General features: G+C 61.5%; 25 protein-coding genes. 19 read left to right on the top strand and 6 right to left on the bottom strand.

Annotation, left to right across the window (positions count from 1 at the left end; genetic code table 11):
- Positions 1 to 136: 136 nt before the first annotated feature.
- Entirely contained in the window at positions 137 to 2,584 is a 2,448-nt protein-coding gene (locus tag C1X29_RS21315; protein WP_102718300.1) for a penicillin-binding protein 1A, read from the top strand.
- A 172-nt stretch (positions 2,585 to 2,756) separates the two neighbouring features.
- Here C1X29_RS21315 and C1X29_RS21310 read toward each other — a convergent pair whose 3' ends face one another.
- From C1X29_RS21310 to rpmE, 3 genes are all read right to left on the bottom strand, one after another.
- On the bottom strand, positions 2,757 to 4,025 hold the full coding sequence (locus tag C1X29_RS21310) for a malic enzyme-like NAD(P)-binding protein (RefSeq protein ID WP_007952395.1): 1,269 nt from the start codon (positions 4,023 to 4,025) through the stop codon (positions 2,757 to 2,759).
- Between the two features lie 185 nt (positions 4,026 to 4,210).
- Positions 4,211 to 4,993, bottom strand: coding sequence for a thermonuclease family protein (locus C1X29_RS21305; RefSeq protein ID WP_085746413.1), 783 nt, complete (start codon positions 4,991 to 4,993; stop codon positions 4,211 to 4,213).
- Positions 4,994 to 5,034: 41 nt separating this feature from the next.
- On the bottom strand, positions 5,035 to 5,253 hold the full coding sequence (rpmE, locus tag C1X29_RS21300) for a 50S ribosomal protein L31 (RefSeq protein ID WP_007952398.1): 219 nt from the start codon (positions 5,251 to 5,253) through the stop codon (positions 5,035 to 5,037).
- A 328-nt stretch (positions 5,254 to 5,581) separates the two neighbouring features.
- Between rpmE and C1X29_RS21295 the strand changes: the two genes are divergently transcribed.
- The 10 genes from C1X29_RS21295 to C1X29_RS21245 all read left to right on the top strand — a co-directional run bounded on the left by C1X29_RS21295 (position 5,582) and on the right by C1X29_RS21245 (position 18,460).
- Positions 5,582 to 7,801 carry a primosomal protein N' gene (locus tag C1X29_RS21295; protein ID WP_102718299.1) on the top strand — a complete coding sequence of 740 codons (2,220 nt, stop codon included), beginning with the start codon at positions 5,582 to 5,584 and terminating at the stop codon, positions 7,799 to 7,801.
- A 142-nt stretch (positions 7,802 to 7,943) separates the two neighbouring features.
- Positions 7,944 to 9,680: an arginine--tRNA ligase gene (gene argS / locus C1X29_RS21290; RefSeq protein WP_102718298.1), complete on the top strand. Its 1,737-nt coding sequence runs from the start codon at positions 7,944 to 7,946 to the stop codon at positions 9,678 to 9,680.
- A gap of 1 nt (position 9,681) precedes the next feature.
- Positions 9,682 to 10,398 carry an SPOR domain-containing protein gene (locus C1X29_RS21285; protein ID WP_039772438.1) on the top strand — a complete coding sequence of 239 codons (717 nt, stop codon included), beginning with the start codon at positions 9,682 to 9,684 and terminating at the stop codon, positions 10,396 to 10,398.
- A gap of 258 nt (positions 10,399 to 10,656) precedes the next feature.
- Entirely contained in the window at positions 10,657 to 11,187 is a 531-nt protein-coding gene (gene hslV / locus C1X29_RS21275) for an ATP-dependent protease subunit HslV (RefSeq protein ID WP_003196958.1), read from the top strand.
- Between the two features lie 55 nt (positions 11,188 to 11,242).
- Complete coding sequence (hslU, locus tag C1X29_RS21270) at positions 11,243 to 12,580, top strand: ATP-dependent protease ATPase subunit HslU (protein ID WP_007952406.1); 1,338 nt, start codon at positions 11,243 to 11,245, stop codon at positions 12,578 to 12,580.
- A gap of 77 nt (positions 12,581 to 12,657) precedes the next feature.
- Positions 12,658 to 13,029 (top strand): gamma-butyrobetaine hydroxylase-like domain-containing protein, encoded by a 372-nt coding sequence (locus C1X29_RS21265; protein ID WP_102718297.1) that lies wholly within the window; start codon positions 12,658 to 12,660, stop codon positions 13,027 to 13,029.
- Positions 13,030 to 13,287: 258 nt separating this feature from the next.
- A complete protein-coding gene (gene phaC, locus C1X29_RS21260; protein WP_039772445.1) occupies positions 13,288 to 14,967 on the top strand; it encodes a class II poly(R)-hydroxyalkanoic acid synthase in 1,680 nt (559 codons plus the stop codon).
- Positions 14,968 to 15,122: 155 nt separating this feature from the next.
- On the top strand, positions 15,123 to 15,977 hold the full coding sequence (gene phaZ, locus C1X29_RS21255; RefSeq protein ID WP_007952412.1) for a poly(3-hydroxyalkanoate) depolymerase: 855 nt from the start codon (positions 15,123 to 15,125) through the stop codon (positions 15,975 to 15,977).
- A gap of 151 nt (positions 15,978 to 16,128) precedes the next feature.
- Complete coding sequence (gene phaC, locus C1X29_RS21250; RefSeq protein WP_085746408.1) at positions 16,129 to 17,811, top strand: class II poly(R)-hydroxyalkanoic acid synthase; 1,683 nt, start codon at positions 16,129 to 16,131, stop codon at positions 17,809 to 17,811.
- Between the two features lie 28 nt (positions 17,812 to 17,839).
- On the top strand, positions 17,840 to 18,460 hold the full coding sequence (locus tag C1X29_RS21245; RefSeq protein ID WP_007952414.1) for a TetR/AcrR family transcriptional regulator: 621 nt from the start codon (positions 17,840 to 17,842) through the stop codon (positions 18,458 to 18,460).
- Positions 18,461 to 18,719: 259 nt separating this feature from the next.
- Here C1X29_RS21245 and C1X29_RS21240 read toward each other — a convergent pair whose 3' ends face one another.
- The 3 genes from C1X29_RS21240 to C1X29_RS21230 all read right to left on the bottom strand — a co-directional run bounded on the left by C1X29_RS21240 (position 18,720) and on the right by C1X29_RS21230 (position 20,468).
- Complete coding sequence (locus C1X29_RS21240; RefSeq protein ID WP_102718296.1) at positions 18,720 to 19,598, bottom strand: phasin family protein; 879 nt, start codon at positions 19,596 to 19,598, stop codon at positions 18,720 to 18,722.
- 10 nt (positions 19,599 to 19,608) lie between these two features.
- Positions 19,609 to 20,031, bottom strand: coding sequence for a phasin family protein (locus C1X29_RS21235; protein ID WP_007952416.1), 423 nt, complete (start codon positions 20,029 to 20,031; stop codon positions 19,609 to 19,611).
- Between the two features lie 161 nt (positions 20,032 to 20,192).
- Positions 20,193 to 20,468: a polyhydroxyalkanoic acid system family protein gene (locus C1X29_RS21230; RefSeq protein WP_007952417.1), complete on the bottom strand. Its 276-nt coding sequence runs from the start codon at positions 20,466 to 20,468 to the stop codon at positions 20,193 to 20,195.
- Between the two features lie 165 nt (positions 20,469 to 20,633).
- Between C1X29_RS21230 and ubiE the strand changes: the two genes are divergently transcribed.
- The 8 genes from ubiE to tatC all read left to right on the top strand — a co-directional run.
- Positions 20,634 to 21,404: a bifunctional demethylmenaquinone methyltransferase/2-methoxy-6-polyprenyl-1,4-benzoquinol methylase UbiE gene (gene ubiE / locus C1X29_RS21225; RefSeq protein WP_102718295.1), complete on the top strand. Its 771-nt coding sequence runs from the start codon at positions 20,634 to 20,636 to the stop codon at positions 21,402 to 21,404.
- Entirely contained in the window at positions 21,404 to 22,027 is a 624-nt protein-coding gene (locus C1X29_RS21220; RefSeq protein WP_007952419.1) for an SCP2 domain-containing protein, read from the top strand. Before ubiE ends, C1X29_RS21220 begins: the two co-directional genes overlap by 1 nt.
- Complete coding sequence (ubiB, locus tag C1X29_RS21215; protein ID WP_007952420.1) at positions 22,024 to 23,628, top strand: ubiquinone biosynthesis regulatory protein kinase UbiB; 1,605 nt, start codon at positions 22,024 to 22,026, stop codon at positions 23,626 to 23,628. The genes C1X29_RS21220 and ubiB overlap by 4 nt, the downstream gene beginning before the upstream one ends.
- Positions 23,629 to 23,708: 80 nt before the next feature.
- Positions 23,709 to 24,110 carry a phosphoribosyl-AMP cyclohydrolase gene (gene hisI, locus C1X29_RS21210; protein ID WP_007909357.1) on the top strand — a complete coding sequence of 134 codons (402 nt, stop codon included), beginning with the start codon at positions 23,709 to 23,711 and terminating at the stop codon, positions 24,108 to 24,110.
- On the top strand, positions 24,103 to 24,435 hold the full coding sequence (locus C1X29_RS21205) for a phosphoribosyl-ATP diphosphatase (RefSeq protein ID WP_007952422.1): 333 nt from the start codon (positions 24,103 to 24,105) through the stop codon (positions 24,433 to 24,435). Before hisI ends, C1X29_RS21205 begins: the two co-directional genes overlap by 8 nt.
- Before the next feature lie 25 nt (positions 24,436 to 24,460).
- Complete coding sequence (locus tag C1X29_RS21200) at positions 24,461 to 24,739, top strand: twin-arginine translocase TatA/TatE family subunit (RefSeq protein WP_007952423.1); 279 nt, start codon at positions 24,461 to 24,463, stop codon at positions 24,737 to 24,739.
- A gap of 10 nt (positions 24,740 to 24,749) precedes the next feature.
- Positions 24,750 to 25,196 (top strand): Sec-independent protein translocase protein TatB, encoded by a 447-nt coding sequence (gene tatB / locus C1X29_RS21195; protein ID WP_102718294.1) that lies wholly within the window; start codon positions 24,750 to 24,752, stop codon positions 25,194 to 25,196.
- Positions 25,175 to 25,751, top strand: a 577-nt coding sequence (gene tatC / locus C1X29_RS21190; RefSeq protein ID WP_173940205.1) for a twin-arginine translocase subunit TatC, incomplete at its 3' end; no start/stop codon positions are given. The genes tatB and tatC, both read left to right, overlap by 22 nt.

Genomic DNA, 25,751 nt, shown 5'->3' with positions numbered 1-25,751 from the left:
AAATGACGCCCCCAGCGGAAAAGTGCTTATAATGCCCAGCGTTTTTTTCCGCTTTTTACTGCCGGCGCGGGTCGTTCTGTGTGTTAGCCGGGACCCTGTCGCCCAATTCATTATTTGCCGTGGATGTCCAAAAGCCTTGATTCGTCTGCTGAAATTTTTCGGTTGGTCCATCGTCGCCGTTTTCTGCGGACTGCTTTTAGGTCTCAGCGGCGCGTTTCTTTACCTTAGTCCGGGTTTGCCATCTGTGGAGGCGCTGAGAAGCATTCAGTTGCAGATTCCGCTCCGGGTCTACAGCAGCGACAACAAGTTGATCGCAGAATTTGGCGAAATGCGCCGCACACCGATCCGTTTCGCCGACATTCCCCCCAATTTCATCAATGCGTTACTAAGTGCTGAAGACGACAACTTCGCCAATCACTATGGCGTCGATCCGAGCAGCCTGATGCGTGCCGCGACGCAACTGGTCAAGAGCGGGCACATCCAGTCCGGCGGCAGCACCATCACCATGCAGGTGGCGAAGAACTTCTTCCTGACCAGCGAGCGCAGCTTCTCGCGCAAGACCACTGAAATCCTTCTCGCCCTGCAGATCGAACGCCAGCTGACCAAGGACGAGATCCTTGAGCTGTACGTGAACAAGATCTATCTGGGCAACCGCGCCTACGGCATCGAGGCGGCGGCACAGGTGTATTACGGCAAGTCGATCCGCGAAGTCAGCCTGGCGCAGATGGCGATGATCGCCGGCCTGCCTAAAGCCCCGTCGCGTTTCAACCCGCTGGCCAACCCGGCGCGCAGCAAGGAGCGTCGCGACTGGATCCTCGGCCGCATGTACAAGCTCGGCAAGATCACCGAGGCCGACTACACCGCCGCGATCAACGAACCGCTGAACGCCAGCTATCACGTGCCGACTCCGGAAGTGAACGCGCCGTACATCGCCGAGATGGCCCGTGCCGAAATGGTCGGCCGCTACGGCAGCGACGCCTATACCGAAGGTTTCCGCGTCACCACCACGGTGCCGAGCAACCTCCAGGAAATGGCCAACACCGCGCTGCACGAAGGCCTGATGACCTACGATCAGCGTCACGGCTACCGTGGTCCTGAATCGCGCCTGCCGGGCAAGACCCGCGAAGCCTGGGCCACCGAACTGACCAAGCAACGCACCATCAGCAGCCTCGAACCGGCCATCGTCACCCAGGTCGACAAGAACGGCCTGCAAGTGCTGACCCGCACCGGCGAAGAGCACGTGGCATGGGACACCATGAAATGGGCACGCCCGTTCCTCAACACCAACAGCATGGGTGCCGCGCCGCGTCAGCCGTCGGATGTGGCACAAATCGGCGACCTGATTCGCGTGCAGCGCCAGCCGAACAATTCGCTGAAGTTCAGCCAGATTCCGCAGGCGCAAGGCGCGCTGGTGTCGCTGGATCCGCAGAACGGCGCGATCCGTTCGCTGGTCGGCGGCTTCGCCTTCGAGCAGAGCAACTACAACCGTGCGATGCAGGCCAAGCGTCAGCCGGGCTCGAGCTTCAAGCCTTTCGTCTACAGCGCCGCACTGGATAACGGCTACACCGCCGCCAGCCTGGTCAACGACGCGCCGATCGTGTTCGTCGACGAGTACCTGGACAAGGTCTGGCGTCCGAAGAACGACACCAACACCTTCCTCGGCCCGATCCGTCTGCGTGAAGCGCTGTACAAGTCGCGCAACCTGGTTTCGATCCGACTGCTGCAGGCGATGGGCGTGGGCAAGACCATCGACTACATCACCCGTTTCGGCTTCAACAAGCAGGACCTGCCGCCAAACCTGTCCCTGGCGCTGGGCACCGCGACCCTGACGCCGATGGAAATCGCCACCGGCTGGAGCACCTTCGCCAACGGCGGCTACAAGATCACCCCGTACATCATCGACAAGATCGAAAGCCGCAACGGCGATACGCTGTTCGTCGCCAACCCGCCGACCGTACCGCAGGGCGGCGCGGCCACCGATGGCATCGCGGCACCCGCTACCGAATCGTTTACCGTCAATGCCGCGCCGGTTCCGGGTGAAGCGCCGGGCAGCGCGGCTGTGCCGCAAGCTCCAGCAGTCGCCGAGCGTATCGTCGATGGCCGTACCACTTACATCCTCAACAGCATGTTGCAGGACGTGATCAAGCTCGGCACCGGTCGTCGCGCACTGGCCCTGGGCCGCAGCGACATCGCCGGCAAGACCGGTACCACCAACGAATCCAAGGACGCGTGGTTCTCCGGCTACAACGCCGACTACGTGACCACCGTGTGGACCGGTTTCGACCAGCCGGAAAGCCTCGGTCGCCGAGAGTTCGGCGGCACCGTGGCACTGCCGATCTGGATGAACTACATGGCCGCCGCGCTCAAGGACAAGCCGCCGCACGTCCAGCCGGAGCCGGAAGGCATCCTCAGCCTGCGGGTGGATCCGGTCAGCGGTCGTGCGGCATCGCCGAGCACACCAGGCGCGTACTTCGAGCTGTTCAAGGCTGAGGACACGCCACCGTCGGTCAATGAGATCGGCAACGGCACAGTTCCGGGCAGTCCGCTGCCGGCGGATGAACAGGCGCCGATCGATTTGTTCTGATCCTGATCCGCAAAAAGCCCCGCCTTCGTGAGAAGTGCGGGGCTTTTTTATGCCTGCCAACCGAGGCATTAACTGCTCGCGAAAAGGCCCTGAAGAGCAACGAAAAACCCTCAGGCACAAAAAAGCCCCGACTCACACCAGCCGGGGCTTTCGCTTGAAGCGCTACAACGACTTAGCCGTTGAACACGTCATCCACGCTTTTCAGCGGGTAGTTCTTCGGATACGGCAGGGTCGCCACACCGGTCTCGATCGCGGCCTTGGCCACGGCGTCGGAGATCACGGTGATCAGGCGCTTGTCCATTGGCTTCGGAATGATGTACTCACGGCCGAATTCCAGGGAGATACCGCCATAGGCGTCGCAGACTTCCTGAGGAACCGGCAGCTTGGCCAGTTCGCGCAGGGCGTTGGCGGCAGCGATCTTCATTTCTTCGTTGATGCGCTTGGCGCGAACGTCCAGGGCACCGCGGAAGATGAACGGGAAGCCCAGCACGTTGTTGACCTGGTTCGGGTAGTCCGAACGCCCGGTGGCCATGATCACGTCGTTTCGGGTGGCGTGAGCCAGTTCCGGGGAGATTTCCGGATCCGGGTTGGAGCATGCGAAGACGATCGGGTTGGCCGCCATGCGCTTGAGTTGCTCGGCGCTCAGCAGGTTCGGGCCCGACAGGCCGACGAATACGTCAGCGCCTTCGATGGCGTCGTCCAGGGTGCGTTTCTCGGTAGGGTGAGCGAACACAGCCTTGTACTGGTTCAGGTCGTCACGGCCAGCGTGGATCACGCCGGTACGGTCAACCATGAAGATGTTCTCGACCTTGGCGCCCATGCTCACCAGCAATTTCATGCAGGAGATGGCGGCTGCGCCAGCGCCCAGGCAGACGATCTTGGCGTCGGCAAGGGTTTTGCCTGCGATTTCCAGGGCGTTGATCATGCCCGCAGCGGTCACGATCGCGGTGCCGTGCTGGTCATCGTGGAATACCGGAATGTCGCACTGCTCGATCAGAGCGCGCTCGATCTCAAAGCACTCAGGCGCCTTGATGTCTTCCAGGTTGATGCCACCGAAGGTGATGGAAATGCGTTTTACGGTGTCGATGAAGGCTTGCGGGCTTTCGGAGTCGACTTCGATGTCGAAGACGTCGATGCCGGCGAAGCGCTTGAACAGCACGCCTTTACCTTCCATCACTGGCTTGGAAGCCAGTGGGCCGAGGTTACCCAGGCCCAGAATCGCGGTGCCATCGGAAATGACTGCAACCAGGTTGCCCTTGCCGGTGTACTTGTAGGCCAGTTCAGGATCGCGGGCGATCTCGCGCACTGGTTCAGCTACGCCGGGGCTGTAGGCCAGCGACAGGTCGCGGGCGGTAGCAGTGGCCTTGGTGAGCTCGACACTCAGCTTTCCTGGACGAGGATTGGCATGATATTCGAGAGCGGCAGTTTTCAGATCAGACATTTTGGCATTCCGCTTTTTACTGTTGGACAGACTGGTCAGCGAGGATACGCGCCTCGCAAAGTCCCCACAAGACTGCCCGGTCACCCCTGTCAAGCGCCCTGCCCTACGACTTTGGGCCAAGAGCCACGGCGCACAAGGGTTAGACTGTTCACAATCGACAGAAAAAATGTCTACAACTTTTTTATTCAGCGGGACGGCTGGAGCATCGAAGGATCGGTCAGCGGCAGCAACCAGCGCGCCTGACCTGATTTCAGTCCACCGCGCCGGGAACGGTCGACCACCCAGCCACGAGCCTCGATCTGCTTGCCCTTCAATGCCTGCAGAGAGGCGCCATCGAAGCGATGCAGCAGATTGGGTGCAACGCGCAGTACAAGCTTGTCCTGCAACTCGATCCAGATTCCGCCGCGATTGCGTTGAACCTTGCTCACACGCCCGCTGACCAGCGCGAAACCCGAGCGCTCGATCTGCTCCGCTTTCAGTACAGGTGAGCGTTTCCACAGGCCAAGCCCGGCCTGTCGCGCGCGGCGTTCAGCGGCTTGCTGACAATCGACCAGATCTACATTTGGCGCTACCGAAACCTGGAAACCGAGGCCATCGGCGAGCATCTGCGCTTCGAGATTCTCACCCCTGGCGCTGAAAACATGGGCCAGTGTTCGCCCGTAACGGTCCCTGGACTCGACGCCGAGTCGCAGGCCTACCCGCCCGTCGCTCTCGGCGACCAGGGCTTCGAGGCGCTTGCGCGCGGCCACTGCAAACGGCTCGTCGCTGCGGCCCTGCTTGCCGAGTTCGGGCGTATTGAGGCCGATCATCCGCACATTGCGCCCGTCGATCAGGCGCAGGGTGTCGCCGTCGACCACCCGCTGAACCGTGGCGCTGTCCAGACCGGTCGGCGCCGGGCAGAAGGCCTGAACGGAGGAGAGCCAAATCGCGGACACAAAAAAGGCGCCCGCAAGGGACGCCTTTTTCATCAGACCGGAAAAGCCGCTGAGGTTTTCCAGAATGAAGGGCCTTAGGCCTTTTTCGCGCCGAAAGCACCGAAACGGTCGGCGAACTTCTGAACGCGACCACCGGTGTCCAGAGTCTTCTGCTTACCGGTGTAGAACGGGTGGCACTCGTTGCAAACGTCGATCGCCAGGGCTTTGCCGAAGGTCGAACGGGTTTCGAACTTGTTGCCGCAGCTGCAAGTTACTGCAACTTCTGGGTAATTCGGGTGGATATCGGCTTTCATGGTGTTTTCCTCAGCTGGCGTGCCGCCATCCAACACGATTGTTGAATACCGCACGTAATTAGGCCGCGGATTCTACCAGACAATCCCGATCACGCAAGCTGTCAGGGGTGCCCTCCATCAGAAAAGACTGTTCAATGTTGACGGCGTCTTTTGACGTCAGGCTGCGTTGCTACTCCTCCCCATAGCAAGCTATGAGTCGTCGTAGCGCCTTGCCTGACGCCAAAATCCACTCGTCAACATTTGAACGCTTTCCTGATGGAGGACACAGAACCGACCGTCTGCTAGGCTCCCGCCCTTCTCCACCGCCCCGCCTATGAGAATCCTCCGCGTGCCCGACGCCATTCTGCGCCTCGCCCTGCCTTCGCCCCTGCGCCGCCTGTTCGACTATCGGGCCCCGTCCGGTGTGCTGCGTTCGCAGTTGCAACCGGGCATGCGCCTGCGGGTGCCGTTCGGTCGGCGGGAGATGATCGGGATTCTGGTGGAAGTCACTGACACCAGCGAAGTGCCGGTGGAAAAGCTCAAACCGGCGCTGGCCCTGCTCGACGCCACCGCTCCGCTACCGCCGGCGCTGTTCAAGCTGTGCCTGTGGACGGCGCAGTATTATCAGCACAGCCTCGGCGATACCCTGAGCTGGGCGCTGCCGGTGCTGTTGCGACAGGGCGAACTGGCCGAAGCGCGGCAGGAGCGCTTCTGGTCCGCCGCTCCCGGCGCCAGCCTCGATGACCCGCGCATCGCCCGCGCCCCGCGCCAGCGTGAAGCCCTGGCGACTTTGGCCCAGCATCCTCACGGCGTCGCCCATCAGTTGCTGAGCAAACTGATGCTGAGCAAGGACAGCCTCGATTTGCTGCTGGCCAAGGATCTGGTGCAAGTCGAAGTGCGCCGCCACGCCCCCGGCGCGCGCCATGAACACTGGCTGGCCCAGCCCGAACTGCCGCTCAACAGCGAGCAGCGCGCCGCGTACGAGGCGATCCGCGCCGGGTTCGACAGTTATCACGCGTTCCTGCTCGCCGGGGTCACCGGCAGCGGCAAGACCGAAGTCTATTTGCAGCTGATCCGCGAAACCCTCGAGGCCGGCAAGCAGGCGCTGGTGCTGATTCCGGAGATCAACCTCGGCCCGCAGACCCTCGCCCGTTTCGAACAACGCTTCAATGCACGCATCGCCCTGCTGCACTCGGCGGTCAACGACCGTGATCGTCTGGACGCGTGGCTCGCCGCCCGTGACGGCGAGGCCGACATTATTATCGGCACCCGCTCGGCGCTGTTCACCCCGATGAAAAATCCGGGGCTGATCATCATCGATGAAGAACACGACGGCTCCTATAAACAGCAGGAAGGCCTGCGCTATCACGCGCGGGATCTGGCGCTGGTGCGGGCGCGGCAGGAAAACATCCCGATCGTGCTCGGCTCCGCGACGCCATCCCTGGAAAGCCTGCACAACGCCTACACCGGCCGCTACGGACTCCTGCGCCTGAACGAACGGGCCGGCGGCGCCAAGCAGCCACGTTTCCTGCGCCTCGATGTGAAAAGTCGCCCACTGGACAGCGGCATTTCCGGGCCGATGCAGCAAGCCATCGGCCAGACCCTCGCCGCCGGCCAGCAGGTGCTGGTGTTCCTCAACCGCCGGGGGTTTGCCCCGACTCTGCTGTGCCACGATTGCGGCTGGATGTCCGAATGCCAGCGCTGCGATGCGCGGATGACCGTGCATCAGCGCTACGGCGAACTGCGCTGCCACCACTGCGGTTACGTCGAGCGCGTGCCGCGCCAGTGCCCGAAGTGCAACAAGGTCGATCTGCGGCCCGTGGGCGCCGGTACCGAGCGGGCCGAGGAACGGCTGGCGATTCTGTTCCCGGACTATCCGGTGTTGCGCGTCGACCGGGACAGCACGTCGCGCAAGGACGCGATGAACCAGTTGTTCGCCACGATCCAGAAAGGTCAGCCGTGCATTCTGGTCGGCACCCAGATGTTGGCCAAGGGTCACCATTTCCCTCGGGTGACGCTGGTGTCGATCCTCGATGCCGACGGCGGATTGTTTTCCGGTGACTTCCGCGCCAGCGAGCGCATGGCGCAGTTGATCGTGCAGGTTGCCGGCCGGGCCGGGCGGGCGGAAGAACCGGGCAAGGTGATCATCCAGACCCACCTCGCAGACCATCCTTTACTGGTGCAACTGACCGAGCAGGGTTACTTCGCCTTCGCCGAGCAGGCCCTGAGCGAACGCCGCGCCGCCGGCCTGCCGCCGTTCGCCCACCTCGCCCTGCTGCGCGCCGAAGCGCACAAGCCGGGGCAGGCCGAAGGCTTTCTTGATGAGGCGTGCAGCGAGGCCGAGCGTTTGCTGGTCGAACAGAACCTGACCGGCATTGAACTGTTGGGACCCGTGCCAGCGCCGATGGAACGCCGGGCCGGACGCTTCCGCGCGCAGCTGCTGTTGCAGGCCACGGCCCGGGCGCCGCTGCACCGATTGCTGGCGAGCTGGCTGCTGGTACTGGAGCAGATGCCAAGCGGCCGTGCGGTGCGCTGGTCGCTGGATGTCGATCCGGTGGATCTGTACTGACCGGGCAAAACCGGCCGAATTGTCACCACACATCCACATCCTGCCTGCTAAGGTTGGCAAGCCCGTCTTCGCAACGGATAATGCCCAGTTTTTCCACCCGCGCATCGATGCGCCGCCGCGCTTGCGGTCGAAAGAGAAGACCATGAAAGACACCATTCGCCAGCTGATCCAACAAGCCCTCACCCAACTCGTCAACGAAGGTGTGTTGCCTGAAGGCCTGACGCCGGCGATCCAGGTGGAAAACGCCCGGGACAAGACCCACGGCGACTTCGCCAGCAACATCGCGATGATGCTGGCCAAGCCTGCGGGCATGAAGCCCCGCGACCTGGCGGAGAAAATCATCGCCGCCCTGCCGGCTGACGAGAACGTCACCAAGGCCGAAATCGCCGGCCCCGGCTTCATCAACTTCTTCCAGAACACTCAAGCGCTGGCCTCGCGCCTCGACGCCGCACTGGCCGACGCTCACGTTGGCGTGCGCAAGGCCGGCCCGGCGCAACGCACCGTGGTCGACCTGTCGGCACCGAACCTCGCCAAAGAGATGCACGTCGGCCATCTGCGCTCGACCATCATCGGCGACGGCGTGGCGCGGGTACTCGAATTCCTCGGCGACACCGTCATCCGTCAGAACCACGTCGGCGACTGGGGCACCCAGTTCGGCATGCTGATGGCGTACCTGCAGGAAAACCCGATCACCAGCGACGAACTGTCGGACCTGGAAAACTTCTACCGCGCCGCCAAGCAACGCTTCGACGAATCTCCGGAATTCGCCGACCGCGCCCGTGGTCTGGTGGTCAAGTTGCAGGCTGGCGATGCCGAGTGCCTGGCGCTGTGGACCAAGTTCAAGGACATCTCGCTGTCGCACTGCCAGAAGATCTACGAACTGCTCAACGTCAAACTGACCATGGCCGACGTGATGGGCGAAAGCGCCTACAACGACGACCTGATCAACGTGGTCAACGACCTGAAAGCCGCCGGCATGCTGGTCGAAAGCAACGGCGCCCAGTGCGTGTTCCTCGACGAATTCAAGAACGCCGAAGGCGAGCCGCTGCCGGTGATCATCGTCAAGGCTGACGGCGGCTACCTGTACGCCACCACCGACCTGGCGGCCGTGCGCTACCGCAGCGGCAAGCTGAAGGCCGACCGTGCGCTGTACTTCGTCGACCAGCGTCAGGCCCTGCACTTCCAGCAAGTGTTCGCCGTGGCGCGCAAGGCCGGTTTCGTGACCCATCCGATGGAAATGGAGCACATGGGCTTCGGCACCATGAACGGCGCCGACGGCCGTCCGTTCAAGACCCGTGACGGCGGCACCGTGAAGCTGATCGACCTGCTGACCGAAGCGCAGGAACGTGCCTACAGCCTGGTGAAGGAAAAGAACCCGACACTGGCCGAAGACGAACTGCGCGCGATCGCCAAAGTGGTCGGCATCGGCGCGGTGAAGTACGCCGACCTGTCGAAGCACCGCACCAGCGACTACAGCTTCAACTTCGACCTGATGCTCAATTTCGAAGGCAACACTGCGCCATACCTGTTGTACGCCTACACCCGCGTGGCCGGCGTATTCCGCAAACTGGGCAAGGATTTCAGCGAAGTCGACGGCCAGATCGTCCTCGAGGCCGCGCACGAGCAGGAACTGGCAGCCAAACTGGCGCAGTTCGGTGAAGTGCTGAACAACGTTGCGGAAAAGGGCACGCCACATACCTTGTGCACCTACCTGTACGACGTGGCCGGTCTGTTCTCCAGCTTCTACGAGAACTGCCCGATCCTCGCCGCCGACACCCCGGCACAAATGCAAAGCCGTCTGCGCCTTGCCGCGCTGACCGGCCGTACCCTCAAGCAAGGCCTGGAACTGCTCGGCCTGGAAACCCTGGAGCGCATGTAAGTTGGCTGCCAAGAAAAAACCTGCACCCAAGCGTGGCGCCAGCCGTTACCAAGCTCCAGCGAAGCAGCCGATTCCGGGCTGGCTGTGGATGGCCATCGGCCTGACGGTCGGCGCGTTCATCGTGTTCCTGATGAAACTGGAGCCGGGCAAGGGCAGCGACACGGTCAAGCGCGAGAAGGTCGAGCAACAGCAACAACAGAAAGCCAGCAAGATCGCCGAGGCCAACAAGACCCCGCCGAGCCCGACGCAACCGGTGAAGCCGAAGTACGACTTCTACACCCTGCTGCCGGAATCGGAAGTGATCGTGCCGCCGGACGCGGTGCCGGAGAAAACCCTGCCGACGCCACAAGTGCCGGCAATCCCGACCACGCCGGTGACCCCGGCGGAAGCGGCGAAAATCGACACCGCACGCGCACAGGCTGCACTGGCCGGGATCACCCCGCCACCAGCGCCACCGGTGACCAAGGCTGCACCGGTGACCAAGTTCTTCCTGCAGGCCGGCTCGTTCCGCAAAGAGACAGATGCCGACAAGGTCCGCGCGCAGATCATTCTGCTTGGCCAGGCGGTCGCGGTTGAGTCCGGGACGGTCAAGGATGAAACCTGGTACCGCGTACTGGTCGGCCCGTTCAGCAACCGCGAACAACTGACCACCGCCCAGAAACAACTGGCGGGCGCGGGCTTCAGCAACCTGTTGTTACAACAACGCCAGAGCCGCTGATCCTCCCCCACCGATCGTTCCCACGCTCTGCGTGGGAATGCAGCCCGGGACGCTCCGCGTCCCTTGCCGCGGGGACGCGGAGCGTCCATTGAGGCATTCCCACGCGGAGCGTGGGAACGATCATGTAGCTCTGCGTGGGAGCGATCACTTGCAAACCACCGCTCGTCCCCTCTCCCGCCCCGCAGTTGAAATCCTCTCCACCACCCCCATATGAATGGGCATAAGGCATTTTCGCCCCGCAGTGTGGAGACTCTTCCCTTGACCACCATCGTTTCAGTCCGCCGCCACGGCAAAGTCGTCATGGGCGGCGACGGCCAGGTTTCTCTCGGCAACACCGTGATGAAAGGCAACGCGAAGAAAGTTCGTCGCCTGTACCACGGCGAAGTCATCGCCGGTTTCGCCGGTGCCACCGCCGACGCCTTTACCCTGTTCGAACGTTTCGAAGGCCAGCTTGAAAAGCACCAGGGCCACCTGGTTCGCGCCGCCGTCGAACTCGCCAAAGAATGGCGCACCGACCGCTCCCTGAGCCGCCTCGAAGCGATGCTCGCGGTCGCCAACAAGGACGCATCCCTGATCATCACCGGCAACGGTGACGTGGTCGAACCCGAAGACGGCCTGATCGCCATGGGTTCCGGTGGCGCCTACGCGCAAGCCGCCGCCAGCGCGCTGCTGAAGAAGACCGACCTGTCGGCCCGCGAAATCGTCGAGACCGCTCTCGGCATCGCCGGCGACATCTGTGTATTCACCAACCACACCCAGACCATTGAGGAGCAGGATCTCGCTGAATAAGCCTGACGCGGCCCCTGTGCCACGGCTTGTTTCTGCTTGAGGACCGTCAATTATTATGTCCATGACTCCCCGCGAAATCGTCCACGAACTCAACCGCCACATCATCGGCCAGGACGATGCCAAGCGCGCCGTCGCGATTGCCCTGCGCAACCGCTGGCGCCGCATGCAGCTGCCTGAAGAGCTGCGCGTTGAAGTGACCCCGAAGAACATCCTGATGATCGGCCCGACCGGTGTCGGTAAAACCGAGATCGCCCGTCGTCTGGCCAAGCTGGCCAACGCACCGTTCATCAAGGTCGAAGCGACCAAGTTCACCGAAGTCGGCTATGTCGGCCGTGACGTCGAATCGATCATCCGTGATCTGGCCGACGCCGCGATCAAGATGCTGCGCGAGCAGGAAATGACCCGCGTTCGCCACCGTGCCGAAGACGCCGCCGAGGACCGTATCCTCGACGCCCTGCTGCCACCGGCACGCATGGGTTTCAGCAACGAAGAAGCGCCGACCCAGGATTCCAACACCCGCCAACTGTTCCGCAAGCGCCTGCGCGAAGGTCAGCTGGATGACAAGGAAATCGAGATCGAAGTCGCCGAAATGGCCGGCATCGAGATCGCCACGCCTCCTGGCATGGAAGAAATGACCAACCAGTTGCAGAACCTGTTCGCCAACATGGGCAAGGGCAAGAAGAAGGCCCGCAAGCTCAAGGTCAAGGAAGCGCTGAAGCTGGTACGCGATGAAGAAGCCGGTCGTCTGGTCAACGAAGAAGAGTTGAAGGCCAAGGCCCTGGAAGCGGTCGAGCAGCACGGCATCGTGTTCATCGACGAGATCGACAAGGTCGCCAAGCGCGGCAATGTCGGCGGCGCCGATGTGTCCCGCGAGGGCGTGCAACGTGACCTGCTGCCGCTGATCGAAGGCTGCACCGTCAACACCAAGCTGGGCATGGTCAAGACCGACCACATCCTGTTCATCGCCTCCGGTGCGTTCCACCTGAGCAAGCCGAGCGATCTGGTTCCGGAGCTGCAAGGTCGTCTACCGATCCGCGTCGAACTCAAGGCCCTGAGCCCGCAGGACTTCGAACGCATCCTCAGCGAACCGCACGCCTCGCTCACCGAGCAATACTGCGCGCTGCTGAAAACCGAAGGCCTGAACATCCAGTTCCAGCCGGAAGGCATCAAGCGTCTGGCGGAAATCGCCTGGCAGGTCAACGAGAAGACCGAGAACATCGGTGCCCGTCGCCTGCACACGCTGCTCGAGCGTCTGCTGGAAGAGGTATCGTTCAGCGCCGGCGATCTGGCCAGCGCCCACGACGACAAGGCGATCCAGATCGATGCCGAATACGTCAACAGCCACCTGGGCGAATTGGCGCAGAACGAAGACCTGTCCCGTTATATTCTGTAGAGCTGCCAGCTCCGAGCTACAAGCGGCAAGCTGAGTTAAGCTTACCGCTTGTAGCTTGCAGCTAAAGGCTTTTTTCTATGCTTCCCACCGACATCAAACTGCACAAAGCCTCGAAAACCCTGTCGCTCAAATACGCGTCCGGCGAGGAATACACCCTGCCCGCCGAATTCCTGCGCGTGCATTCCCCCTCCGCCGAGGTTCAGGGCCACGGCAAACCGATCCTGCAATTCGGCAAGCTGAACGTCGGCCTGACCAAGGTAGAACCGGCCGGTCAGTACGCACTGAAACTGACCTTCGACGACGGTCACGACAGCGGTCTGTTCACCTGGGATTATCTGTACGAGCTGGGGCGACGTTATGACGCACTCTGGGCGGATTATCTGGCCGAGCTCAAAGCCGCCGGCAAAACCCGCGACCCGGACCAGTCCGTCGTCAAGCTGATGCTCTAGTCCGCGCCCTGGACTGTTTAGAGGGCATTTTCTAGATTCATCTGTTTGAATGCTCCGCTAAAGCGGCCCGGGATCGGCTGCTTGCGAAAAAAATCAATCTCGGGTAACCAATGGAACTGGCAAGTTCCCTGCAGTGCTCTACGACTGTAAAGCAGCTATGCAGAATCAACGGTCACCCGAGCAGTAGTACCTGGCATTGGCTGTGGAACTGCACAGCAGAAAACCGGGTACTTGTCTCAGGACAATGGAGCGTCGTAGATGAGTAACAAGAATAACGATGATTTGAAGTACCAGGCCTCGGAAAACACCCTGGGGCTGAATCCTGTCGTTGGGCTTCGCGGAAAAGATCTGCTGGCCTCTGCTCGAATGGTGCTGACCCAGGCCATCAAACAACCGATCCATAGTGTCAAACACGTCACCCAGTTCGGCCTCGAACTGAAGAACGTGCTGTTCGGCAAATCCGACCTGCAACCGGCGGGCGATGACCGTCGCTTCGTCGATCCGGCGTGGAGTCAGAACCCGCTGTACAAACGTTATCTGCAAACCTACCTGGCATGGCGCAAGGAACTCCATGCCTGGATCGACGACAGCAGCCTCTCGCCCAAGGACATCGCGCGTGGCCACTTCGTGATCAACCTGATGACCGAGGCCATGGCCCCGACCAACACGGCAGCCAATCCGGCAGCGGTCAAACGCTTCTTCGAGACCGGCGGCAAGAGCCTGCTCGACGGCCTCTCGCATCTGGCCAAGGATCTGGTGCACAACGGCGGCATGCCGAGCCAGGTCAACATGGGCGCGTTCGAGGTCGGCAAGAGCCTTGGCGTGACCGAAGGCGCGGTGGTGTTTCGCAACGATGTGCTGGAACTGATCCAGTACAAGCCGATCACCGAGCAGGTGCACGAGCGCCCGCTGCTGGTGGTGCCGCCGCAGATCAACAAGTTCTATGTATTCGACCTGAGCCCGGACAAGAGCCTGGCGCGTTTCTGCCTGCGCAACAATGTGCAGACCTTCATCGTCAGCTGGCGCAACCCGACCAAGGAACAGCGTGAGTGGGGCCTCTCGACCTACATCGAAGCCCTGAAGGAAGCGGTCGACGTGGTCACCGCGATCACCGGCAGCAAGGACGTCAACATGCTCGGTGCCTGCTCCGGCGGTATCACCTGCACCGCCCTGCTCGGCCACTACGCGGCGATCGGCGAGAACAAGGTCAACGCCCTGACCCTGCTGGTCAGCGTGCTCGATACAACGCTGGACAGCGACGTCGCGCTCTTCGTCGACGAGCAGACCCTGGAGACCGCCAAGCGCCATTCGTATCAGGCCGGCGTGCTCGAAGGCAAAGACATGGCCAAGGTCTTCGCCTGGATGCGCCCCAACGATCTGATCTGGAACTACTGGGTCAACAACTACCTGCTCGGCAACGAGCCGCCGGTGTTCGACATCCTGTTCTGGAACAACGATACGACTCGACTGCCGGCGGCGTTCCACGGCGACCTGATCGAGATGTTCAAAAACAACCCACTGATCCGCCCCAATGCACTGGAAGTGTGCGGCACGCCGATCGACCTCAAGCAGGTAACCGCCGACATCTTCTCGCTGGCCGGCACCAACGACCACATTACCCCGTGGAAGTCCTGCTACAAGTCGGCGCAGCTGTTTGGTGGCAAGGTCGAATTCGTGCTGTCCAGCAGCGGGCATATCCAGAGCATTCTGAACCCGCCGGGCAACCCGAAATCGCGCTACATGACCAGCGATGAAATGACCGCGAATGCCGATGACTGGCAGGAAAACTCGACCAAACACGCCGACTCCTGGTGGTTGTACTGGCAGGCATGGCAGGCCGCGCGCTCGGGCGAGCTGAAAAAGGCGCCGACCAAGCTGGGCAACAAAGCGTATCCGGCAGGCGAAGCTTCACCGGGCACTTACGTTCACGAGCGGTAACCGACACACCTCGCCCCACACTGTGGGAGCGAGCCTGCTCGCGATGGCGTCGACAGCCGGAACAATGTGCTGACTGATACACCGCTATCGCGAGCAGGCTCGCTCCCACAGGGGATTGAGGCTGACATAAAGATCGACCCACAGGGCCTTGAAGCATGCCGCACCCGTTCATCTTTCGAACTGTCGAGCTGGATGGCCAGACTATCCGTACGGCGGTCCGCCCCGGCAAGCCTCACTTGACGCCCTTGCTGATATTCAACGGCATCGGCGCCAACCTGGAGCTGGTGTTTCCTTTTGTCGCGGCGCTGGATCCGGACCTGGAAGTGATCGCCTTCGACGTGCCCGGTGTCGGCGGTTCCTCGACGCCGAGCCGACCGTATCGCTTTCCGGGACTGGCGAAACTCACCGCACGGATGCTCGATTACCTCGACTACGGACAGGTCAACGTGATCGGCGTGTCCTGGGGTGGCGCGCTGGCGCAGCAGTTTGCCTACGACTATCCCGAGCGCTGCAAGAAGCTGGTGCTGGCGGCGACCGCCGCCGGTGCGGTGATGGTGCCGGGCAAGCCGAAAGTGCTGTGGATGATGGCCAGCCCGCGGCGCTATATCCAGCCGTCCCATGTGATCCGCATCGCCCCGATGATCTACGGCGGCTCGTTCCGCCGCGACCCGACACTCGCCGCCAGCCATGCGGCCAAGGTGCGTTCGGCGGGCAAGCTCGGTTACTACTGGCAACTGTTCGCCGGCCTGGGCTGGACCAGCATTCACTGGCTGCACAAGATCCACCAGCCGACGCTGGTGCTGGCCGGCGATGACGATCCGCTGATCCCGCTGATCAACATGCGCATGCTCGCTTGGCGAATCCCCAACGCGCAGCTGCACATCATCGACGACGGGCATCTGTTCCTGATTACCCGGGCCGAGGCGGTGGCGCCGATCATCATGAAATTCCTCCAGGAGGAACGTCAGCGTGCGGTGATGCATCCGCACCCGACACCGCTGGGCGGATAACCGTCCCGGCACGGATTTATGGACAGCGTTTTGCAACGCGTCTGGACAGGTGCGTGGCAGGAGGCCACGCAGGCAGCAACCCGCAACAGCGTCTATGGTGTTCTGGTTCGGTGTGTTTGTTTTTGGCCTGAAGACGAAGGAGTGTTGAGTCATGCGTGACAAACCAGCGACGGGCGTCGTGCCCAGCCCCGCCGTGTTCATCAATGCACAGAGTGCCATGACCGGTCTGCGCGGCCGCGACCTGATCTCGACCTTGCGCAACGTTGCGGCCCACGGGCTGCGCAATCCGATCCACAGTGCAAAACACGCCTTGAAGCTGGGAGGCGCGCTCGGACGCGTGCTGCTCGGCGAAACCCTCCACCCGACCAATCCGCAGGACAGTCGCTTCGCCGATCCGGCGTGGAGCCTGAACCCGTTCTATCGGCGCAGCCTTCAGGCTTATCTGGCCTGGCAGAAACAGGTCAAGAGCTGGATCGACGAGAGCAGCATGAGCGACGACGACCGCGCCCGCGCACACTTCGCCTTCACCCTGCTCAACGACGCCGTGGCGCCTTCCAACACGCTGCTCAATCCGCTGGCGGTCAAGGAACTGTTCAACTCTGGCGGCCACAGTCTGGTGCGCGGTCTCAGCCATCTGATCGACGACCTGTTGCACAACGACGGCCTGCCGCGCCAGGTGACCAAACAGGCATTCGAAGTCGGCAAGACCGTCGCCACCACCACCGGCTCGGTGGTGTTTCGCAACGAAATGCTCGAGCTGATCCAGTACCGGCCGATGAGCGAAAAGCAGTATTCGAAACCGCTGCTGGTGGTGCCGCCGCAAATCAACAAGTACTACATTTTCGACCTCAGCCCGAGCAACAGCTTCGTCCAGTTCGCCCTGAAGAACGGCTTGCAGACCTTCATGATCAGCTGGCGCAACCCGGATGTGCGCCATCGCGAATGGGGCCTGTCGACCTACGTCGAAGCCGTGGAAGAAGCGATGAACATCTGCCGGGCGATCACCGGCGCCCGTGAGGTCAACCTGATGGGCGCCTGCGCCGGCGGGCTGACCATCGCGGCGCTGCAAGGGCATCTGCAGGCCAAGCGGCAGTTGCGGCGGGTCTCCAGCGCCACCTATCTGGTGAGCCTGCTCGACAGTGAGATGAATACCCCGGCCACCCTGTTCGCCGATGAGCAAACGCTCGAAGCGGCCAAGCGGCGCTCCTATCAGAAAGGCGTGCTGGACGGTCGCGACATGGCCAAGGTGTTCGCCTGGATGCGCCCCAACGATCTGATCTGGAGTTATTTCGTCAATAACTACCTGCTGGGCAAGGAGCCACCGGCGTTCGACATTCTCTACTGGAACAACGACAGCACCCGCCTGCCCGCCGCGTTTCACGGCGACATACTGGACTTCTTCAAGCACAACCCATTGACCCACCCGGGTGGCCTGGAAGTGTGCGGCACGCCGATTGATCTGCAAAAGGTCACGGTCGACAGTTTCAGCGTGGCCGGCATGAACGACCACATCACGCCGTGGGATGCGGTCTATCGCTCGACGCTGTTGCTGGGCGGTGAGCGGCGCTTCGTGCTGTCCAACAGCGGCCACGTGCAGAGCATCCTCAACCCGCCGGGCAACCCGAAAGCCCATTACGTCGAGAACGGAAAGCTCAGCGGTGATCCGCGCGCCTGGTACTACGACGCCAAGAAAGTCGACGGCAGCTGGTGGCCGCAATGGCTGGAGTGGGTCCAGCAGCGCTCCGGCACCCTGCGCGAAACCCAGATGACCCTCGGCAACGCCAATTATCCACCGATGGAAGCGGCACCCGGCACCTATGTGCGTGTGCGCTGACTGACTCAAGCCCTTTTAAGAAGACTGGATGAAAACAAGCGAACGGATCCTCGAATGTGCCCTGCAGTTGTTCAATGAAAAGGGCGAGCCGAACGTCTCCACCATGGAGGTTGCCAATGAAATGGGGATCAGCCCCGGCAACCTCTACTACCACTTCCACGGCAAGGAACCGCTGATTCTCGGACTGTTCGAGCGCTTCCAGAACGACCTCGCCCCGCTGCTCGACCCTCCCGCCGATGTCGAACTGGCGCCGGAGGATTACTGGCTGTTCCTGCACCTGATCGTCGAACGGCTGGCGCAGTACCGTTTTCTGTTCCAGGACCTGTCGAACCTGGCCGGGCGCCTGCCGAAACTGGCCAAGGGCATTCGCCAGTTCCTCAACGTGCTCAAGCGCACGCTGGCGTCATTGCTGGCGCGGTTGAAGGCGTCGGGGCAGTTGGTCAGCGACACCCAGGCGCTGGGGCAACTGGTGGAGCAGATCACCATGACGCTGCTGTTCTCGCTGGACTATCAGCGGATTCTCGATCGCGAAGGGGAAGTGCGGCTGGTGGTGTACCAGATCATGATGCTGGTGGCGCCGCATCTGTTGCCGCCGGTGAAGGTGGCGACGGAGAGGATGGCTTTGCAGTACCTCGAAGATCACGAGTGAGTCAGGTAGATCGCTGCCCTCACCCTAGCCCTCTCCCGGAGGGAGAGGGAACCTACGGAGTTGTCTTACGCTAGACATCGACCTGAAAGACCTTATCGATTATGGATTCAATGCTTCACTTTCAGGCCGACGTAAGACTGAAGCATCCCCCAATCGGCCCCCTCTCCCTCCGGGAGAGGGCTGGGGTGAGGGGCTCTTGGATCAGATATAAAAAACGCCCGACCTTCACAGGCCGGGCGTTTTCTTGAGCCCTGAAAAATCAGGACTGACTGGTTGGCGTCGACGGCGTCGATGCAGCAGTCGGAGCAGGCGCCGGGGTTGGAGCCGAGGCGGAGTTCGACGTGCTTGCCAGTGCTTGCGGTGTGGTCACCGGTTTTGGTGCTGCAGCTTTCGGTGCAGCGGCTTTCGGCGCGGCCGGTTTTTTCACTGCAGGCTTTTTCGCCGCAGCCGGTTTGGCGGCAGGCTTGGCGGCGGGTTTGGCTGCTGCGGTTTTCGCTGCTGGTTTGGCTGCTGGCTTGGCCGCAGGTTTAGCGGCTGATTTTGCAGCCGGCTTGGCGGCGGCCTTGGCAGCAACCGGTTTGGCCGCGGCTTTCGCTGCAGGCTTGGCGGCAGCGGTTTTGGCTGCTGGTTTTGCGGCCGGTTTGGCGGCGGCTTTAGCCAGTGGCTTGGCAGCGGTTTTGGCCGCAGGCTTGGCTGCTGCGGTTTTGGCCGCGACAGGCTGAGCTTTCAGGCCGGTGAGTTTTTCGATCTGCTTGGTCAGGGTATCGACCTTCTTGTGCAGATCCTTCACCTCGTTGCGGCTCGGTACGCCCAGGCGCGAAATCGCACTGTTCAGGCGCTTGTCGAAAGCCCCTTCCAGCTGATCCCAGGTGCCCAGTGCGCGATCTTTCACGCCGCTGATGCGCGATTTTGCCGAGCTTGCAGAATCCTTGGCAGCATCGACTTTCTTGCCGACTGCAGCCTTGGTGAGCTTCTCGGCTTTCTCGCCGTCTTTGACCAATGTATCGAAGAGCTTGCTGCCGTCAGTGTCGATCTTCGAGTACACGCCTAAACCAGCCAGCCAGATCTTGCGGGAATAGTCTTCGACTTTTCCGATCCACGAGCTGCCTTCTTTATCGGTGTTCTTTTTACCAGCCATCCCGTTCTCCTTAAGATTTACGCGCGACGCGTTCGAGCAATGCCGTCAGCTCATCGAGCTTAGCAGAGAGTGCCTCAACGTCATGTTTAGACGGAATGCCGATACGATTCAAGGCACTGGCCACACGCGTGTCGAACGCCTTCTCGACCTTGTCGAGCTGAACTTCGACCCGGCCTTTGAAAGAGCTGACTTCGCTCTTGGCTTCATCGATCTCGGCGTTGGCCGCTTCGAGTTTTTCGGTGACGGCTTTTTTGCCTTTCTTTTCAACAGTTTGACCAGCCTTGATCAACTCCTGAAAGTACTCGCTGCCCTCCTGACCGACCTTGGTGTAGGCACCCAGGCCTGCCAGCCAGATCTTGCGGGCATAGGATTTGACGTCGCTCAGAGCGGAAGTCGAAGCGTCGATTTTTTTCTTCAAAATGACTTTGGCCATGGTGCACCTCACGCGCAGAAGGTTTGAGGAACTGCCCTGACGAGTGTCGGGCTCAGGCACAAAGTAGGGAGAAAAATTAGAAACGGCACCCTAACAACTGACATAAAAGGCAGGTGCACGAGAAAAAAACGGGGAGCCCGAAGCTCCCCGTTTTGTCCTGATCAGACCAGCGCTTTATCCAGCGCCTTTTCGATCTCGGCTTTGATCATGCCGCTCATGGCCGACATCATCAGGCCCAGTTCCACGTCGACCCGGATCGAATCCTCGGCCACATGCACCGCGCCCTTCACGCCCGAACGCTTGAGGTTCAGGACATCGCCCGACCACTGCGGCTCCAGACCATATTGATCGGAGAGTTTCTGCGCCAGTTTGTCGGCTTTCTCGCGGGCCGCTTCCTTGCCCAGGCTGTGGGCACGCTCAACACTGATATGGGCCATTGAATGACTCCTGCTTTTTGAATGGGGCTATGAATGCCTGCAACGAATCTTGACCGCCACTGCGGCAAATCGTCCCGAAGGTTGCCCATCTTACCTTTAGCCATTCCAAGACAAAGCATGGCTTGGGGATTAGAATGTCGCGCATTCTCTTTTGGTGACAGCGATATGACTGATCAGCGCAAAGGCAGCGATGCCGAACCCAACACTCACTTCGGCTTCAAAAACGTTCCGGAAAGCCAGAAAGCGGAAAAAGTCGCTGAGGTGTTCCACTCCGTGGCCGCCAAGTACGACCTGATGAACGACCTTCTGTCGGGCGGCATGCACCGTCTGTGGAAGCGTTTTGCGATCGAACTGTCGGGCGTGCGCGCCGGCAACCGCGTGCTGGACATTGCCGGTGGCACCGGCGACCTGACCAAGAAATTCTCGCACCTGGTCGGCCCGACCGGTCAGGTGGTTCTCGCGGACATCAACGAATCCATGCTCAAGGTCGGTCGTGACCGCCTGCTGGATGTCGGTGTTTCGGGCAACGTCGAGTTCGTCCAGGCCGACGCGGAAAAGCTGCCGTTCCCGGACAACCATTTCGACTGCGTGACCATCGCCTTCGGCCTGCGCAACGTGACGCACAAGGAAGACGCCCTGCGTTCGATGCTGCGCGTACTTAAGCCGGGCGGCCGCCTGCTGGTGCTGGAATTCTCCAAGCCGACCAACGCGCTGATGTCCAAGGCCTACGACGCCTACTCGTTCGCCTTCATGCCGCTGATGGGCAAGCTGATCACCAATGACTCGGAAAGCTATCGCTACCTGGCCGAATCGATCCGCATGCACCCGAATCAGGAAACTTTGAAGTCGATGATGGTCGACGCCGGTTTCGACCGCGTGACCTATCACAACATGACCGCAGGCATCGTCGCCCTGCACCGCGGCATCAAACCCTGATGCTGCTGACCGGGCTGCTCGCCAGCGTCGAACTCGGCCTGAACCGCGTGCTGCGTCTCGACAGCACGGCGCTGCCGCGACTGGCGCATCTGACCGGCAAAGTGATTGCCGTGGATTGCCGCAGCCCGGCGCTGCAACTGTTCATCCTGCCGAGCGACGAAGGCCTGATGCTGGCGTCCCACTGGGAAACCGGCGTCGACTGCACCCTGCGTGCCCCCGCTTCGAGTCTGGTGAAACTGGCCCTGAGCAAGGACAAGACCGCGGTGCTGCACGCACCGGAAGTCGAACTCGACGGTGACAGCGGCGTGCTGCTGGAACTGGCGGGCGTGCTGCAGGATCTGGAGCTGGACTGGGAGTACGAACTCTCGCGCTGGCTGGGACCTGTCGCCACGCAACTGGTCGGCGGTCACCTACGCAGCCGCGCCCGCTGGTATCAACAAGGATTTGCCAGCCTCAACCAGAACCTCGCCGAATACCTGGCCGAAGAATCGCGCACCCTCGTCGGGCAGCGCGAAGCCGAAGCCCGCTTCAGCGAACTGGACCGGATCAAACTCGATCTGGAACGTCTCGAGGCGCGCTTCGAGCGCCTTTCCCGATCCCTCGACCCAAGCGATAACGCATGAAGCTGCTCGCCGTCCGCCGTCTGTTGCGCATCCAGCGCGTCGTGATCCGCTACCGCCTCGATGACCTGCTGTTCGATCTGCCTTTGCCGTGGTTTTTGCTGGCGCTGCGCTACGTCTTGCCGTGGCGCTGGTTCCCGCGCAAGCCGCTGGACCTGAGCCGTGGCGCACGCCTGCGCCTGGCCTTGCAGGACCTGGGGCCGATCTTCATCAAGTTCGGGCAGATCCTTTCGACCCGCCGCGACCTGCTGCCAGAAGACATCGCCGATGAGCTGATGCGGTTGCAGGACCGCGTGCCGCCGTTCGATTCGCAGCTGTCGGTCAAGCTGATCGAAGAGCAACTGGGCAAGAAGATCAGCGAAGTGTTCAGCCGTTTCGACGTCGAACCGCTGGCCTCGGCCTCGGTGGCGCAGGTGCATGCCGCGCAGTTGAAGACCGGTGAAGAAGTAGTGGTCAAGGTGATCCGCCCGGGCCTGAAACCGATCATTGCCCAGGATCTGGCGTGGCTGTTCATCCTCGCCCGCGCCGCCGAAAAGGTCTCCGCCGACGCTCGTCTGCTGCACCCGGTGGACGTGGTCAGCGACTATGAAAAAACCATCTACGACGAACTCGACCTGTTGCGCGAGGCAGCCAACGCCAGCCAGTTGAAACGCAACTTCGAAGGCTCGCCGCTGCTGTACGTGCCGCAAGTCTATTGGGACTGGTGCCGGCCGAAAGTGCTGGTGATGGAGCGCATCTACGGGATTCAGGTGACGGATCTGGCGACCCTCGCCGACCAGCGCACCGACATGAAGATGCTTGCCGAACGTGGCGTGGAGATCTTCTTCACCCAGGTATTCCGCGACAGTTTCTTCCACGCCGACATGCACCCGGGCAACATCTTCGTCAGCACCGTCAACCCGTGGAGCCCGCAGTACATCGCTATCGACTGCGGCATCGTCGGCAGCCTGACCCCGGAAGACCAGGACTATCTGGCGCGCAACCTGTTCGCCTTCTTCAAGCGCGACTACCGCCGCGTGGCGCAATTGCACATCGATTCGGGCTGGGTGCCGGCGGAAACCAAGCTCAACGAATTCGAAGCGGCGATCCGTACCGTGTGCGAGCCGATCTTCGAAAAACCATTAAAAGATATTTCATTTGGCCAGGTGCTGATGCGCCTGTTCCAGACCGCGCGCCGCTTCAACATGGAAGTGCAGCCGCAACTCGTATTGCTGCAAAAGACCCTGCTGAACATCGAAGGCCTGGGCCGTCAGCTGTATCCGGATCTGGATCTGTGGAACACCGCGCAGCCGTTCCTCGAACGCTGGATGCGCGAGCGCGTCAGCCCGAAAGCCTTGATCGGCAACGTCCAGAGCCAGTTCGAACAACTGCCGCACCTGGCCAACATGGCCCGCGACCTGCTCGAACGCATGTCCCAACCTCACGCCAACGACCCGCCACCGCCGTGGAAAAAGCGCAAGGACGACTGGTTCCTGCGCCTGCTCGGCAGCGCCCATCTGGCGGGTGGTACGATCCTCGCCGCCGGTGGCCCGATGCACGAACTGGGGCATTGGCCCGCCGGGATCATGGTGGCAGTCGGCTTGTATCTGGTCGTTCGCCGATAGCCAGTTCCGTGATCGGCTGGCACACTGTTTCAACGCCTGAGCCCGACTATTGAAGTGTGGGTTCGCTGTCGGAGTCGAAGATGAAAAACTGGCTGGACGAGATCAAGTGGGACGCCGATGGCCTGGTGCCGGCGATTGCCCAAGATCACAAGACCGGACGCGTATTGATGATGGCCTGGATGAACCGCGAAGCCCTGGAGCTGACCGCGGCGGAAAACCGTGCCATCTATTGGTCACGTTCCCGTGGCAAGCTGTGGCGCAAGGGCGAAGAGTCCGGCCACGTACAGACGCTGCATGAAATGCGTCTGGACTGCGACGCCGACGTCATCATCCTGATGGTCGAACAGATCGGCGACATCGCTTGCCATACCGGCCGTCAAAGCTGCTTCTACCGCGTCTTCGAAAACGGCGACTGGAAAACGGTCGACCCGGTCCTGAAAGACCCGCACGCTATTTACTCCGCAGGACACAAACATGAGTGACACCCTGACCCGCCTCGCTCAGGTGCTGGAAGAGCGCAAGGGCGCTGCTGCCGACAGTTCGTATGTGGCTAGTCTGTATCACAAGGGCTTGAACAAGATTCTGGAAAAGGTCGGCGAAGAATCGGTCGAAACGATCATCGCCGCCAAGGACGCCGCCGTCAGCGGCGACTGCAGCGACGTGATCTACGAGACCGCCGACCTGTGGTTCCACAGCATGGTCATGCTCGCCCAGCTGGGGCAGCATCCGCAGGCGGTGCTGGATGAACTGGATCGCCGTTTCGGCCTGTCCGGACACGTCGAGAAAGCCTCGCGCCCGTCCGCCTGAACAACTATTAGAGAGGAACAGCAACATGGGCATTTTTGACTGGAAACACTGGATCGTCATCCTGGTGGTCGTGGTACTGGTGTTCGGTACCAAGAAACTGAAAAACCTCGGCACCGACGTCGGCGAGTCGATCAAGGGCTTCCGTAAAGCCATGAACGACGACGAGAAACCGGCCGATCCGACCGTCACGCCTGCGCAACCGGTGCCGCCGGTTCAGCCGCAAGCCACCGCTCAGGCCAACCCGCCGCACACCATCGACGTGCAGGCGCAGAAAGTCGAAGAGCCGATCCGCAAAGACGTGTGAGCACTGACTAATGTTTGGTATCAGCTTCTCTGAACTGCTGCTCGTCGGCCTCGTTGCCCTGCTGGTGCTGGGTCCCGAGCGTCTGCCGGGCGCTGCACGCACCGCCGGCCTGTGGGTCGGACGGCTGAAGCGCAGCTTCAACGCGATCAAACAGGAAGTTGAGCGTGAAATCGGTGCCGACGAAATCCGTCGGCAACTGCACAACGAGCACATCCTGTCGCTGGAACAGGAGGCGCGGAAGATTTTCACGCCGGTTCAGCAGGAGCCGACGCCGGTCGAGCACGTGGGTGAGCAGACGATTCACAGCCCTGCCGCTCCAACGCCAGCGGCACCTGCTGTAGCGCCAATCGAACCAGCGCCTGTCGTCGCGCCAGCCTCGGTTGAACACGTAACACCAACCGCCGCGCCGACCACACCAGCGCCTCACGACCCAACATTGCCGCCGCGAGCCCCATGAGCGATCTCCCCGAAAACGACCAGCACATGCCGCTGGTTTCGCACCTCACCGAGTTGCGCACCCGCCTGCTGCGTTGCGTCGCGGCGATCTTCATCATCTTCGCCGGGTTGTTTGCCTTCACCCAGCAGATCTACACCTTCGTCTCGACGCCGCTACGCGAATACCTGCCGGCCGGCGCGACGATGATCGCCACCGACGTGTCGTCGCCGTTCCTGACGCCGCTGAAACTGACGATGATGGTCTCGCTGTTCCTGGCGATCCCGGTGATCCTGCATCAGATCTGGGGCTTCATCGCGCCGGGCCTATACAAGCACGAAAAGCGCGTCGCAGTGCCGTTGCTGATCTCCAGCATCCTGCTGTTCTACACCGGCATGGCGTTCGCCTACTTCTTCGTGTTCCCGCTGATCTTCAAGTTCTTCGCCTCGGCCACCCCGGCCGGCGTGGAAATGATGACCGACATCACCAGTTACCTCGATTTCGTCATGACGCTGTTCTTCGCTTTCGGCGTGGCGTTCGAAATCCCGGTGGCCGTGGTGCTGCTGGTGTGGATCGGCG

The sequence above is a fragment of the Pseudomonas sp. GW456-12-10-14-LB2 genome (genome assembly GCF_002884345.1).
GTDB classification, from domain to species: Bacteria; Pseudomonadota; Gammaproteobacteria; order Pseudomonadales; family Pseudomonadaceae; genus Aquipseudomonas; species Aquipseudomonas paraglycinae.
Note: the sequence above shows the minus strand (reverse complement) of the source record. Positions and strands in the feature narration are given on the sequence as shown.

Coding starts and splice junctions, on each gene's coding strand:
- C1X29_RS21310 (WP_007952395.1), bottom strand. CDS start 4,025: ATGTCTGATCTGAAAACTGCCGCTCTCGAATATCATGCCAATCCTCGT.
- C1X29_RS21305 (WP_085746413.1), bottom strand. CDS start 4,993: ATGAAAAAGGCGTCCCTTGCGGGCGCCTTTTTTGTGTCCGCGATTTGG.
- rpmE (WP_007952398.1), bottom strand. CDS start 5,253: ATGAAAGCCGATATCCACCCGAATTACCCAGAAGTTGCAGTAACTTGC.
- argS (WP_102718298.1), top strand. CDS start 7,944: ATGAAAGACACCATTCGCCAGCTGATCCAACAAGCCCTCACCCAACTC.
- hslU (WP_007952406.1), top strand. CDS start 11,243: ATGTCCATGACTCCCCGCGAAATCGTCCACGAACTCAACCGCCACATC.
- C1X29_RS21265 (WP_102718297.1), top strand. CDS start 12,658: ATGCTTCCCACCGACATCAAACTGCACAAAGCCTCGAAAACCCTGTCG.
- phaC (WP_039772445.1), top strand. CDS start 13,288: ATGAGTAACAAGAATAACGATGATTTGAAGTACCAGGCCTCGGAAAAC.
- phaZ (WP_007952412.1), top strand. CDS start 15,123: ATGCCGCACCCGTTCATCTTTCGAACTGTCGAGCTGGATGGCCAGACT.
- phaC (WP_085746408.1), top strand. CDS start 16,129: ATGCGTGACAAACCAGCGACGGGCGTCGTGCCCAGCCCCGCCGTGTTC.
- C1X29_RS21245 (WP_007952414.1), top strand. CDS start 17,840: ATGAAAACAAGCGAACGGATCCTCGAATGTGCCCTGCAGTTGTTCAAT.
- C1X29_RS21240 (WP_102718296.1), bottom strand. CDS start 19,598: ATGGCTGGTAAAAAGAACACCGATAAAGAAGGCAGCTCGTGGATCGGA.
- C1X29_RS21235 (WP_007952416.1), bottom strand. CDS start 20,031: ATGGCCAAAGTCATTTTGAAGAAAAAAATCGACGCTTCGACTTCCGCT.
- C1X29_RS21230 (WP_007952417.1), bottom strand. CDS start 20,468: ATGGCCCATATCAGTGTTGAGCGTGCCCACAGCCTGGGCAAGGAAGCG.
- ubiE (WP_102718295.1), top strand. CDS start 20,634: ATGACTGATCAGCGCAAAGGCAGCGATGCCGAACCCAACACTCACTTC.
- C1X29_RS21220 (WP_007952419.1), top strand. CDS start 21,404: ATGCTGCTGACCGGGCTGCTCGCCAGCGTCGAACTCGGCCTGAACCGC.
- ubiB (WP_007952420.1), top strand. CDS start 22,024: ATGAAGCTGCTCGCCGTCCGCCGTCTGTTGCGCATCCAGCGCGTCGTG.
- hisI (WP_007909357.1), top strand. CDS start 23,709: ATGAAAAACTGGCTGGACGAGATCAAGTGGGACGCCGATGGCCTGGTG.
- C1X29_RS21205 (WP_007952422.1), top strand. CDS start 24,103: ATGAGTGACACCCTGACCCGCCTCGCTCAGGTGCTGGAAGAGCGCAAG.
- C1X29_RS21200 (WP_007952423.1), top strand. CDS start 24,461: ATGGGCATTTTTGACTGGAAACACTGGATCGTCATCCTGGTGGTCGTG.
- tatB (WP_102718294.1), top strand. CDS start 24,750: ATGTTTGGTATCAGCTTCTCTGAACTGCTGCTCGTCGGCCTCGTTGCC.